Source organism: Pseudomonas aylmerensis, assembly GCF_001702265.1.
GTDB lineage: Bacteria > Pseudomonadota > Gammaproteobacteria > Pseudomonadales > Pseudomonadaceae > Aquipseudomonas > Aquipseudomonas aylmerensis.
In genome coordinates this window covers 1-13,696 of record NZ_MAUE01000039.1, presented here as the reverse complement: position 1 = coordinate 13,696, position 13,696 = coordinate 1, and the positions used below count along the sequence as shown (strand labels likewise).

The 13,696-nt window shown below is 59.9% G+C and carries 7 protein-coding genes; 4 read left to right on the top strand and 3 right to left on the bottom strand.

Annotation, left to right across the window (positions count from 1 at the left end; all coding sequences use genetic code 11):
- The first annotated feature begins 423 nt into the window (after window positions 1-423).
- Window positions 424-3,465, top strand: coding sequence for a hypothetical protein (locus tag BBG20_RS24090; protein ID WP_065907883.1), 3,042 nt, complete (start codon window positions 424-426; stop codon window positions 3,463-3,465).
- Window positions 3,466-3,560: 95 nt separating this feature from the next.
- On the opposite strand, the gene BBG20_RS24085 is transcribed toward BBG20_RS24090, so the two are convergent.
- The 3 genes from BBG20_RS24085 to BBG20_RS32745 form a co-directional block, all read right to left on the bottom strand.
- Window positions 3,561-5,474 (bottom strand): RCC1 domain-containing protein, encoded by a 1,914-nt coding sequence (locus BBG20_RS24085; RefSeq protein WP_065907881.1) that lies wholly within the window; start codon window positions 5,472-5,474, stop codon window positions 3,561-3,563.
- A gap of 97 nt (window positions 5,475-5,571) precedes the next feature.
- Complete coding sequence (locus BBG20_RS24080) at window positions 5,572-7,518, bottom strand: hypothetical protein (RefSeq protein ID WP_065907879.1); 1,947 nt, start codon at window positions 7,516-7,518, stop codon at window positions 5,572-5,574.
- Window positions 7,519-7,548: 30 nt separating this feature from the next.
- Complete coding sequence (locus tag BBG20_RS32745; protein ID WP_141697317.1) at window positions 7,549-7,974, bottom strand: hypothetical protein; 426 nt, start codon at window positions 7,972-7,974, stop codon at window positions 7,549-7,551.
- Here BBG20_RS32745 and BBG20_RS24075 point away from each other — a divergent pair.
- From BBG20_RS24075 to BBG20_RS24065, 3 genes are read left to right on the top strand one after another with little or no spacing between them, the layout of a single operon-like run.
- Window positions 7,960-9,201 (top strand): exonuclease SbcCD subunit D C-terminal domain-containing protein, encoded by a 1,242-nt coding sequence (locus tag BBG20_RS24075; RefSeq protein ID WP_065907877.1) that lies wholly within the window; start codon window positions 7,960-7,962, stop codon window positions 9,199-9,201. The genes BBG20_RS32745 and BBG20_RS24075 overlap by 15 nt on opposite strands.
- Entirely contained in the window at window positions 9,198-12,836 is a 3,639-nt protein-coding gene (locus tag BBG20_RS24070) for an AAA family ATPase (RefSeq protein ID WP_065907876.1), read from the top strand. The genes BBG20_RS24075 and BBG20_RS24070 overlap by 4 nt, the downstream gene beginning before the upstream one ends.
- On the top strand, window positions 12,833-13,432 hold the full coding sequence (locus tag BBG20_RS24065; RefSeq protein ID WP_065907874.1) for a glutathione S-transferase: 600 nt from the start codon (window positions 12,833-12,835) through the stop codon (window positions 13,430-13,432). The genes BBG20_RS24070 and BBG20_RS24065 overlap by 4 nt, the downstream gene beginning before the upstream one ends.
- Window positions 13,433-13,696: the final 264 nt, after the last annotated feature.

Genomic DNA, 13,696 nt, shown 5'->3' with positions numbered 1-13,696 from the left:
TTGCTCGCGAAAGCGGTCTATCAGTCCCCCCTGCACTGACTGACCCACCGCCTTCGCGAGCCCGCTCCCACATGGGTTAGCGCAAGCGAGGCAGAACTTCATCGCCCGTGGAGGACTCGCAGCTCATGGCCACATAGGCTTAGACGCGGTTGGCGTCCAGATCCGTGAAGCATCGCTGGGCAACAGTGGCCACGGTTCAAAAATGTGGGAGCGGGCTTGCCCGCGAAGGCGGTCTATCAGTCACCCCTGCACTGACTGACCCACCGCAGTCGCGAGCAAGCCCACACACACAGGAGACGACAGACCATCCGTCGCCACTGTCAATTCTGACAGGTAGACGCCCACCCCCGGCGGGTGTCTGATTTTCCTTGCCTCATGCGCGCCCGTTTCCGCGCGCATCCCCTCCAGCAAGGAGTCTTTTCCATGTCCAATCTACCCGTTGATCCCGCCGCCGATTCCCGCGGTGATGAAGCCCCACCGCTGCTGCTGTCACAGGACATGGTGGCCTACAACACCCACAATCCAACGGCCAACAGCCCTCGGCGGGTCGAAGACCTCGACCCGCCTTTTTCCGCCTACCCCCATATCCCCCTGCACGCCACCCTTTACCCGGAAAACGGCGTGTACGGCCTGGCCATCCGCCATATCACCCCGTATGCCTACTTCGTGTTTGAAAAGTGGTTCGATTGGAGCTTTTTCGACTTTTACGCCCTTTACCTGGAGGACCTGCTTAACCCAGTAGCGGCCGATAATGTCTTCGAGGACGAGCAAAGGTATGGCCTGTTCGTGCCCAGAGAGCACGTTCCGGAAGGCGAGATACAGATCTACGGCCGGGTATTGCGCCCCAGCTCCGGCCAGGAGAGCACCTCGCCGCTGCAAACCATCCTTATCAAGACCACTCGCCCCGGCGGCACTGATACCGACCCGGGCTGCCCGTGGCATACCGGCCTGGTGATGACCGTCGAGGGCTTGCCGGAAGGCTCGACGATCAATCCGCCTATTGCCGAACGCGGGGTGTGGTGCCTGATCGAACCGTATAAACATATCCGCCAGAACGACCGCATCGAACTGTCCTGGGACGGCATCTTCGTCATACACATCGTCAGCCCTGCAGAGGCGACCGGCAGCGGACCGATACGGATTTTCGTCAGCAAAGACATCATCCTCCAGGGCGGCCTAATGGGGCCCCTGAACTTGCGCTTTCGGGTGCAGGATGTGGTGGAGAACATGTCCGGGGAAAAATACGCGTATTCCAAGCCTTACATCCTGATGAGCCAACTGGACCCCAGCCTGCTGGAAGCACCGAATTTCCTGGTCGATGACGAGGAGTCCTACCAGATCGACTTCGACACCCAAAGCGACTCGATCTTTGAAGTGTTGGTCTTCACCGACCGAGAAAACCCTGCACCAAACCCACGGCACCAGATTTTCGTCAGCCTGTTCGCCACCCTGGCCGATGGCTCAACGCAGGACTTCGCGCTGCCGGCGGCGATAGACAACAACCGAGGCTCTACCACGGTGCCCGTTGACCGTGAAATTATCCAACAATTGGTCGGCGGCTCGTTCCGGGTGTCGTTCCTCTGGCAAACCGCCGGTGGCGAATCCCTGGGCCAGTCCGGCACCAACACCGTCACCGTGATCGGCACGCCGGTATTGATGCCGGGGGTGACGATCAATCCGATCGAACTGGGCTTGATTGACCCAGCCCATGACATCACCGTCACCATACCTTTCTACGAACCGCACGACCCCGACTGGCTGGAGACCCTGCACATCGAGCGCCGCATACCCGGCGGCGGTGGCACCCCCTATATCGACTCTCAACTGGCGGGCGCCCAGGGTGGCAGCCGCCGTGTGAAGAAGGAGGACCTGCAACGTTTCAACGGCCTGGGCCTGATTTATTTCTACTACGTGGTGACTAACGGTGTCACCCCGCGCAAATCGACTGAGGTAGGCGCCCAAGTGGGCGAGCGTGTGGCTGACATGCCACTGCCACAACTGGAAGGTACCGAAGGCAACAATATCAACCCGGACCACATCATCGGACCTGACGTAGTGCTGACCTTGCCCTACCTCGGGGCCCAAGACGGCAACGTGTACCACTGGAGCTGCGTCGGTTCGGCTCTTGGCGGCTCGGCCGATGGCACCATCGTGATCAACCCCGCAACGGCCGGCCGGTCCCTGCCATTCCCGGTCAGCCGCACCATCCTCGACTTCAACCTCAACGGCAGCCTGCGCATCAGCTACAGCCTGGAACGCGTCGGCCCCCCCCGGCAGGTGTTGCGCTCGGAGGTGCTGAACCTCACCGTTGGCCCGGGTGTCGAGTTGGAGCCTCCGGAAGTCGCTGAAGCCCAACGCTTCCCGGACCGTCTCGACCCCTTGGCAGCCTTGTCGGGCGCGAACGTGTTGTTGAAATTCCGGCCGATGCACGCGACCGATCGGATTTTTGTCGACTGGCTCAGCCCGGATGGCATTGGTAGCTACGCCACAGACGTACAGGGCGACCCCGTCACCAACGAGGTCAGCGCCCCGATCCCAAGTGAGTTTATCGCCAAAGGTATTCGCGAAGGCGGCAACCGCATCAGCGTGCAGTACCATTTTTTCCGCGGTGCCATTCCCTACGAGTCGGAAATATTGAATCTGGAACTGCTGCCGCTGACCGGATTGCCCACCCCGTTTATCCAGGGCGTCGGCGACGCCGTTGACCTGGTACTTTCGCAGTTGGTAGCCGGGGCTCGCACCCTGACATCGGTGTGGCCGTTCATTCATCCCGACAGCCGTATCTGGATGGAATACCACGGAACATTGAACAACGGCGACGCCTATCACGAGATGACCTATATCTCCCACCGCCTGGGCGAGGCTGACGCTATCGGCGGACTGCAACCGCCAACCCCCATCGAGGCTCTCCAGCGCCTCATGGACCGGTCCTCGCTGACCATCCAGGTATGGGTCGGATTCTCTCAAAGCCTGAGTAAAGCCTTGGCCGTAGCCTTCCCGACGCGAATCTACAACGTCCGTGTCGATTATTTCCGCGACCTGACCGACTTCTACAACTTCAACTGGAACGGCTGGATGAACAGCGTCAACGGCAAGGGAGACCTGATGATTGAGGGCGCCGAAAATGTCGTCTGGCGCGCAACCAAAAGCAACTTTGAGGCCATTGAACCCGGCATACAGAAAACCTTTGAAAACTTGAAGGCAGCCACTCGATACGAAGTCAGTTTCTATTGCAAAACCACCGGTAGTGCCTCCCAGACGACAGCCAAGATCAGCTTAGGTGACACGACGGTTACGAGGATCGTGACCCCGGACCGCAATTGGGAGAAGTTCAGCCATATCTTTACAACGGCTGCGACCCCGCCCACACAAACACTGCAGATAAAAATAGCGTTCTCTATCAATGCAACCAGCACCTTTTTCATGGACCAGATCCAAATACGGGAGGTAGCCCTCGTGCAGTGAGCCACCTCGCATAGGTGAAAATGCCCAACCTGCCCACATAAACAACCCGCGACATGCGCGGGTTGTTTATGTGGGCGACTGGATAAAGAGCAGCGCTAGCGTGCAGCCCTCGGGTCGAAATACTGGTTCCTGACATTCCCGCCCCATAATACGTAAGTACCATCGACGCGACGTGCTGCAAAGGAAGGATCAGTATGCGGAGGCCTAGGAGGAGGTGGCGGTGGCAGGACCACGTAGGGGAAACGCTTGATAGAGTACAGCTCCGTTACCCCGCTGCGCAGGTATTCAGACAGCTCTGGAGGAATCTCACCGGCGTCTTCCATCGCCAGTGTGGCTCCCCAGACGGATACCGCCCCGTCGGTGCCTCCCTGCGTAGTGATAACGCCGTACGCACCATTGGTGCAGTAGACATCACGAATCAGGCTGGCCATCAGTGTCTGGCGCAACGCCGGGTCCATTGTCCCGCCATGGGTGTTCAACCCTGTCAGCACAATAGCGTTGGTCCTGCCGTCATCATGACGGCTCAGTAAAAAGAAGCTGACATCGTTGCCATACAGGCTGAGATTACCGTCGACAATGATCGCCGAGGACGAAACGTTCCTGCGCAGTCTCGGCGCTTCGGCGCTTTCGCCCCGCCGGCGAGGATAACCCGGTTCGGCTTTTGCCCCCTTGATCACCTTCCTGTAGCTGTCTTTTTCTTGAGCCGTCAAGGGCGCGCCGCCATATTGAGGCGCTCCCCAAGCCTCCGCCTGGCCGCTACTGTTGGCCATCAGAAACGCCCAACGTGCGGACCTGCACAAAATGATGTTGCCGCGTGCGGCGAGAGAAGCGGCGCTGGCGTTCATATCGCCGCCTTCAGCAGCCCGGCCCCAACTGACCGCTCTACGCCTATCTCGCGTGATGGCGCAAAACGATGCCGTCGCGGCAGTAACCGATTGCACGCCACCATCGTTCAGGATATCCAGCAATCTGTCAGAGGGAATGGTTCCACCACCGTCGACGGCGCCCCACACCGCAATGTCGCCATCTCTTCCGATGGCGCAGAACGAAACCGCCGACGCGACTATCCGAGTCACAAACATCGCATTCAGCTGCGCGCGCACATCGGGCGGAATGTTGCCGCCATTATTGGGTTGCCCCCAGGCATACACCCTGCCGTTTCGAGTTCGAACCGCAAATGCATCGTCTGCGGCGTAGATGGCTTCGGGCGGGTCGAACCACAACTCTCGCTGGATCTGGTCAGGCACCGTCGAGGCCGGATTATTAACCGGGCCAATCGCAGCAATACTGTTTGCGCCTGGAGCAGGATTGTCATGGATCACGGCAAACGCACTTCGGGTGCTGTAAACCGACTTTACGCCTTGAAGAATCGGCGCCGTGGGGGGAACGGTATTGCCCCAGCATAATAATTGATTGGTGCTGCCGACATTCACCAAGGCGGCAAAACTGAACTCTGCCGAAAACAACTTTATCGCTTTATTATTCTTTAGAAAGTTCACGATCGCGGGCGGCACAGGCAGCCCCCAGCCGGTCTGTCCTTCCAAATGAACATCGCCGCTGGTGGGCTCAAGCAACGCGAACACCCCACCGCTGGAAACAAACAGCCTGTCTGCGGGTTCCGGGACGTGAAATGAAAAATTACCGCGCTGTTTTAGATAACACCACTCGTTTTCCTCGTCCGATATACCCTGGAAGCCTGAAACAATTAGGTACTGAGGCGAAAAATATACGCTGCCTGCTACGTTATTCGAGTCAACAGGCACCACCGAAAACTGCAGATACTTACCCTCATCGGAAGGCCTGATGTTGAAGTCCCGCTGCCCTTCCGCCTCCAGGCGTTGCCCATTAAGGTACCAATAAAAGCTTGACAGCCCTTCATGGCTGGCACCATTCGCGTCATACCGATAAAAACCACGCACCGTGGCGTGCACTAAGATATCGCCCAGAACCTGCACTTCACTGGCAGTGGGGACCGCATCAACAACCGCCCTTTTCTTCACGTTACTCATGACTGACTCTCCAACTCTGGGAATAAAAAGTGTTGGCAGCCCTCCGCAACGGCCTTCAAAAACGCAAGCCGCTGAGCGCCGTCCAAAACGTACGCCCTCATGAATCGACCGGGTTATACAACTCATCCGTCACACTTGTTCCGCCCCCCCACACCACGTACTGTCCATCTGTTCGCCTGGCGGCGAAGGCTGACGCTGATCGTGCGCCGGTAGGGGCATAAGGCGGCAAGAACTTCAGCGCGTACAACCCACTCACATTTGCCCTCACGTACTCTTGCAGTTCACCCGGAATGTCACCTGCATCCTGATAAGCAGTGCCACCGCCAAATGCCGACACCACGCCACCGACAAAACCTTGGGTGCTAATCACGCCATAGGCGCCATTCGTGCAGTGCACATCTGTTATTTGACTGGCCATCAGCACTTGCCGGGTGTTTTGTGGAATAGCGCCGCCTCCCGTGGGCTGGCCCCACGAAAACAGATCCTTGGTACGCCCGTCGGATTCCTTGGCAACCATGAAGAAGCTGGAGTCATTGGAGTAAAGGCTGATGATGCCATTGGGGGTGACAATTTCGCCTAAGTTGGCACCTGGGGTAGCACTCGGATCACAGTTGGCTTTGTGGCGTGTCGGCGAGCGATGTTGTTGATACCAATCGTTGACGTGCATATCGTCGAAGAGCGCTTCAATGCGGTACTTTTCTCCGCTTTTTTCAAAGACTTTCCCCGCATCGTTATCTTGCCCATCGTCTTGACCGGCAAGCCCACCGTAACCCGCCTGGCCCCAAGAGGCGGACAGCCCGGAGTTATTGAACATGCAGAACGCCCAGGCAGACCCCCGGCATAACAGGATATTGCCGCCGGCAGCGAGTCTTTTGGCATCTTCATTCATGGTGCCTCCATAGGCTGCAGCGCCCCAACTGATCGCTCTTCTGCGGTATTTGGTAATGGCGCAGAATGCATTGCGGTTAGCCACCACCTGCTCAACACCGTCCTGGTCAAGGATGTACGTCAGGACCTCGGAAGAGATTTGCCCGCCGTTGGCTGCGTCACCCCACGCCACGACGTGTTTGATTTCAGGGTCATTGACGGTTTGCGGACCAATGGCGCAAAACGCACCGGCAGTGCTGACAATCCGCTCAACCTTCATCGCCATCAAATAGTTCTCAGCCGCCTGCGAGATACTGCCTCCGGCCGCAGCATTTCCCCAGGCATAGACGTTCCCCTTGTGAGTGAGGACTGAAAATGCAGACTCCGTTGCATAGATTGCCTTGGGCAGATCGAAGAGCAGTTTGCGTTGAATATCCTCTGGTACCACCCCGCCATTCGCGGCGTTGCCAAAGGCACCGATGGTGTTTTTCCCTGGCGCCGGATTGTCGTAAATAAAGGCCACTGCGGTGCGATTGCTATACACGTACTTAATGTTATTCAAATCCAGTTGCGGGGGAATATTGGCCATATTAGTCCCCCACAACAACAGTCGCTTGGTACTGCCCAAGACCGGCACCAGTGCACCAAAATCCCGCTCGGTCGAGAACATACGCGTGGCTGGATTGTTTTTCAGATAATCGCGTATTGCCTGTGGCGGTTCACCGGCATGATCAGCACGTCCTCTAACATGCACACTTTGCGTTTTGCCGTCGGTCAGCGAAAAGGCCAACGCACTCGCGACGAAGACTTTATCGTTAGGGTCGGGCACGTAATAAGAACAATGACCGCGTTGTGACATAAAACTATTACGGTGCTCTTCGTCGGAGATATTTTGATAGCCGTTTACGATGGCAATCTCCATCGAAAAAGTTTCTATACCTATTTCACCATCAGCGTTCATCGGCGTTACCGAAAACCTGATTTTTGCCCCGCTTAGCGAGGCTTGTATTTGAAAGTCGAGGCTCCTGGCGTCGAGAAAGTTAACACCGTCTATATACCAGCGATAGATAGAGTCTCGCTCGGAAACATCATCAACGTAAAAATAACTACCGCGGACCACTGCACCCGCAACGGCCTCACCGATAATCGTTACATTAGTTGCTACAGGAATTGACATGAGATAAGCCTCAGTTATTAGAAAATCACACTAACCCTCAGACTCAGTCACCGCGCGAATAATCAGATCCTCACCACGTTCACGCACCAGCCCTTCGCCATTGTCTTTGGGATAATGAAGTTGAATATTGTCCTGCTCTAAACACGCACAGACAGTAAGCGCTGCCGAAAATAGGCTGTCTACTGTCATATTTAACAGGTGAGGCGACCGTTCATCTGATGATTCAAGATTGAAACAAGCACATATACGCAATAACAACTGCCGTCCTGCGCCGACAAACGATACGAATAGCGTCTGTGGCCATGCGCCATCTCTCCCTTGAGTCAGAGGTTTCCAGGGCGAACCCGCCTGACGTTCACCGTTGAGCATTCGGAGGGTGAAAGAATCGCGCCATTTACAGGTAAACTCCCCCTCCTCTTCATCTTCCCCACGGAGTTCGCCTTGCGTCTGTTCCACACCTCCGACTGGCACCTTGGCCAAAACCTGCACGGCCAGGAACGCGACTTCGAACACGCCTGCTTCCTTGAATGGCTGCTGCGCCAGATCGGCACCCAGCACCCGGATGTGCTGCTGATCGCCGGCGATATCTTCGACACGGTCAACCCGCCGCTCAAGGCCCAGGAGCGCCTGTATGACTTCATCATCAGCGCCCACGAACAAAACCCGAAACTGACCATTGTGATGATCGCCGGCAACCACGACTCCGGCTCGCGCATCGAACTGCCCGCGCCGTTGATGCGGCGCCTGCGCACTCATGCGCTGGGCCGCGTGTTGTGGCTGGAAGATGGCGAGCTGGACGCCGAACGCCTGCTGATCCCGCTGCCCGGCGCCAACGGCAAGGTCGCCGCCTGGTGCCTGGCGCTGCCGTTTCTGCGCCCGGCTGAAGTCACCGGCGCCCACCTCGGCGACGATTACCTGCGGGGGATTGGCCAGGTGCATGAACGGTTGATCGCGGCGGCCAATGCCAAACGCAAAAAAGGCCAGCCGTTGATAGCTATCAGTCACGCGCACATGGCTGGCGGTTCGGTGTCGGAAGATTCCGAGCGCAGCCTGATCATCGGCAACGCCGAGGCGCTGCCGGCCAGCTTGTTTGATAACAGCGTGAACTATGTGGCCCTGGGCCATTTGCACAAGCCGCAACGGGTCAATGGCGAAGAGCGCATTCGTTATAGCGGCTCGCCAATTCCGCTGTCTTTTTCCGAGATCGGCTACAAGCATCAGATTCTCGACGTGACCTTCCAGGGCCAGTGCCTGGTGAGTGTCGAGCCGCTCCTGATCCCGCGTTCGGTCAACCTGCAGCGCCTGGAGGCCGCGCCACTGGCGGACATCCTCAAACAGCTGGCGGATTTGCCCGACATCGACCTGCTCGCCGAAACGCAGCGCCATCCGTGGCTGGAAGTGCGCGTGCGCCTCGACGAACCGCAACCGGACCTGCGCCAGCAAATCGAAACCGCGCTGCAAGGCAAGGCTGTGCGCCTGGTGCGCATCGCCGCCGACTATGCAGGCAAGCGCGGCAGTGACGACACCGACGAAGAACGCCTGGTCGAACTCGACCAGCTCACGCCCCAGGAGCTGTTCAGCCGCGCCTGGCAGGACAGTTACGGCAGCGAGGTGGATGAACAGACCTTGAAGGATTTCGCCGTGCTGCTCCAGGAAGTGCAACACGCGGGGGAACAGCCATGAAGATTCTTGCCATCCGCCTGAAAAACCTCGCCTCGCTGGCCGGCCCGTTCGAGATCGACTTTACCGCCGAGCCGCTGGCGAGTGCCGGGTTGTTCGCGATCACCGGGCCGACCGGTGCGGGTAAAAGTACCCTGCTCGATGCGCTGTGCCTGGCGCTGTTTGGCGCGGTGCCACGCCTGGGTGATACCGGCCAGGCCAAGATGCCGGACGCCGACACGGATATTTCCATCGGTGACCCGCGCACCCTGGTCCGACGCGGTACCGGCGGCGGCTATGCCGAAGTGGATTTCGTCGGCGTCAATGGCCGTCGCTATCGCGCACGCTGGGAAGCCAATCGCGCCCGCGACAAGGCCAGCGGCAAGTTGCAGAACAGCCGCCAAAGCCTGATTGACCTCGACAGCGACCAACTGCTGGCCAGCCAGAAAACCGAATACAAGACCCAGCTGGAATTGGCCCTGGGCCTGAATTTCGAGCAGTTCACCCGCGCGGTGTTGCTGGCGCAAAGCGAATTCAGTGCGTTCCTCAAGGCCAATGACAACGAGCGCAGCGAACTGCTGGAAAAGCTCACCGACACCGCGCTCTACACTCAGCTCGGTCGCCGCGCGTTCGACAAGGCCAAGGAAGCCAAGGACGCGCACAAACACCTGCAGGACCAGGCCACCGGTGTGGTGCCCCTGGCCCCCGAGGCCCGCGCCGAACTCGACGAGCAATTCGACGCTGCCCAACAGCAGTTCAAGGCGCAACAGGCGCAACTCAAGCAGTTGGAACTGCAGCACACCTGGCTCAAGGAGCTGCGTGAGTGGCAAGACCGCCAACTCAGCGCGACCGAGCAATTGCAGCGCGCGCAGGCCGAGTGGGACAGCCTGGGCCCGCAACGCCAGGACCTGAGCCGCCTGGACCAACTGGCGCCGCAGCGCCATCACTTTGCGCGCCAGGCCGAACTCGACAATCTGCTCACGCCCTTGGCCGCGCAGATTCAGGCACATCTGGCGCAACAGGCCGAGCTGCAGACCCGCCAGGAGCAGGCACTCCAGCAGCAGGCGGCGGCCCACGCCGCGCTGGCCGAGGCCCTCAAGCAACAAGCTGACGCCGCCCCGCTGCTGCTGCAAGCCTTCGCCGAACACAACACCCTCGCCCACTTGACCAAGGACCTGGCCAAGCGCACCGAAGACAAACTCCAGCAAGAAACCGCCTGCACCGAAGGCCATGCGTTGCTCAAGGGCTTGCAGGACAAGCACACCCACGTTGCCGAGCGCCTGCAGCGGCTGGCCGCCGAGCTTGAGCGCAGTGCCGCCCTCGCGCCGCTGAGCGATGCCTGGAGCGCCTATCGCGACCGCCTGCAACAGCTGATGCTGATTGGCAATCGCCTGAACAAAGGCCAGGCCGAACTGCCGCAACTGGAACAGCGGGCCACGCGCGCCGCAGAAAAATTCGCCGAGCAACGCGACGCCCTGGACCTGCTGTATCAGGAAGCGGGTGCCGAACCCCATGCCGTGGCCGAGCAGATCCAATTGCTGGCCAGCCTGCTGCAGGACAATCGCAAGCAACAGCGCGCCTTTGAAGACCTCACGCGGTTGTGGGACAGCCAGCAACAGCTGGACCAGCAGGCCAGCGCGCTGACGCAAAAACTCGCGGACGCCCAGCAACAACGCGAACAACTGAACCAGGCCGGCCTGCAAGCCAAGGCCGAGCTGACCGTCGCCGAGCAAACCCTGACGGTGACCAAGCAATTGCTGGAACGCCAGCGCCTGGCCCGCAGTGCCAGCGTCGAGGAGTTGCGCGAGCAGTTGCAGGACGACCAGCCGTGCCCGGTGTGCGGCAGCCATGAGCACCCGTATCACCAGCCCGAAGCCTTGCTGCAAAGTCTCGGTCGGCATGACGACAGCGAAGAGGCGGCGGCGCAGACAGCCGTCGACACGCTCAAGGAAAAACTCACCGAGCTGCGCGGCGAAGTCGGCGGCCTGATTGCCCAGCAAAAGGAATTCCTGCAACAACAGGAGCAGGTGGTCAGCCAACAGCAAGGCCTCAAGCCGAGCCTGGATGCGCATCCGCTGGCGGCCGCGCTGTTCAATCAGGACACGGCCAAGCGCAGCGACTGGCTGACCCAGCAACTCAGCCAACTGACCCAGAACATCGCCCAGGACGAACAGCGCCAAGGCGCCCTGCTCAACCTGCAACAAAACGCCGGGCGCCTGCAGCAACAACTGCAAGCAGCCCAGGATGCCAGCCAGCAGGCTCGCCAGTTGCTGGTGGACCAGCAGCGCGAGCTGTCCAGCGACCGCGAGCGCCTCGACGAAGAACTCAACGCCTTCGCCAGCGTGTTGCCCGCCGACACCCTCGAAGGCTTGCGCCGCGAACCGGCCGCGACGTTCATGCAGCTGGACCAGCAGGTCAGCCAACGCCTGGAGCAACTGGGCCATCAGCGCGATGAACTGGCCGAGCAGCAGGAGCGCCAGCAGGCCATCGAGAAAGAACAAACCCACCAGCAACATCGCCAGCAGCAACTCGACGCCCTGCTCCAGCAGGTCGCGGAATTGGCCGCACAACGGCAGGCCACCGAGGAAAAACTCAGCGCCCTGCTCGGCGAGCACCCCAGCGCCGAACATTGGCAGCAGCAACTCGACCAGGCGGTGGCGCAGTCACGCCAGAGCGAAACCGACGCCAACCAGCAACTGCAGGACACGCGCGACGCCTTGATCCAATTGGCCGCCGACCTCAAGGCCCAGCAGGAACGCCAGCAGGCGCTGCAAGCCGAGCAGCAGGGCCTCGCCACGCGCCTGCAGGCCTGGCGCGCGCTGCACCCCGAACTGGACGACGAAGGCCTGGCCCGCTTGCTGGCCCTCGACGAGTCGCACATCAACGCGCTGCGCCAACAGCTGCAGCACAGCGAAAAAGCCGTCGAACAGGCCAAGGTCCTGCTGCAGGAACGCGAGCAACGCCTCGCCGAGCACCAGGCCCTGCACAACGGCAACCTGGACGCCGAACACCTCGACAGCACCCTGGCCGCGCTCAACCAGCAACTGGCCGAGGGCGAGAAACACTGCGCGGAACTGCGCGCGCGCCAGTCCGAAGACCAGCGCCGCCAGGACGCCAACCATGCCCTCGGCGAGCAGATCGCCAGGGCCTATGACGAATGGCAACGCTGGGCCCGCCTGAATGCACTGATCGGCTCGGCCAACGGCGACACTTTCCGCAAGATCGCCCAGACCTACAACCTCGACCTGCTGGTGCACCACGCCAACGTGCAATTGCGCCAACTGGTGCGCCGCTATCGCCTCAAGCGCGGCGGCAGCATGCTCGGCCTGTTGGTACTGGATACGGAAATGGGTGATGAACTGCGCTCGGTGCATTCACTGTCGGGCGGCGAGACTTTCCTGGTGTCGCTGGCCCTGGCGCTGGGCCTGGCATCGATGGCGTCGAGTACGTTGAAGATCGAGTCGCTGTTTATCGACGAGGGCTTCGGCAGCCTCGACCCCGAATCCCTGCAATTGGCGATGGACGCCCTCGATGGCCTGCAGGCCCAGGGCCGCAAAGTCGCGGTGATCTCCCACGTGCAGGAGATGCACGAACGCATCCCGGTGCAGATCCAGGTCAAGCGCCAGGGCAATGGCTTGAGCACCCTGGAGGTCAAGTGAGCGAGGCGCTGCTGTATTCGTTCCGGCGCTGTCCGTATGCCATGCGGGCGCGGTTGGCGTTGCGCTATTGCGGCGTGCCGGTGCAGATCGTCGAGGTGAGCCTCAAGGCCAAGCCGGCCGCGATGCTGGCGCTATCGCCCAAGGGCACGGTGCCGGTGCTGTGCGTCGACGGTCGGGTGATCGAGGAAAGCCTGGAGATCATGCAATGGGCCTTGGCGCAAAATGACCCTGAGGATTGGTTGCTCGGGGGTGACCCGCGGGTGCTGGAACTGATTGCCGAGAATGACCAGGTGTTCAAACATCACTTGAATCGATACAAGTATGCCGAACGCTACCCGCAGCAGCCGATGGAACATTATCGGGCCGAAGGCGAGGTGTTTTTGCAGCAGTTGGAGGGGTTGCTGGCGAAAAATGACTACTTGCTGGCCGGGCATTTAAGCCTGGCCGACGTCGCACTGGCACCGTTTGTGCGCCAGTTTGCCCATGTGGATCGCGAGTGGTTTGCCGGTACTCCTTATCACAGGCTGCAAACCTGGTTGCAACGCTTTCTGGAGTCGCCGCTGTTTGCAGCGGTAATGGCAAAACCTTCAGGCTGAGCGCAGATCAAAATGCGGGAGCGGGATTCTTGGGGTGAAAGGGCCTCTCATGGTGGGCAGGCCTCCCATGGTGAAAGGACCTCTTGGGGTGAGCTGGCCTCTGATGGTGAAAGGACCTCTTGGGGGGTGAGCTCGCCTCTCATGGTGAAAGGACCTCTTGGGGTGAGCTGACCTCCCATGGTGAAAGGACCTCTTGTGGTGAGCTCGCTTCTTGTGGTGAGCGGGCTTGCCCCGCGTTGGGCTGCGCAGCAGCCCCAGGACCCG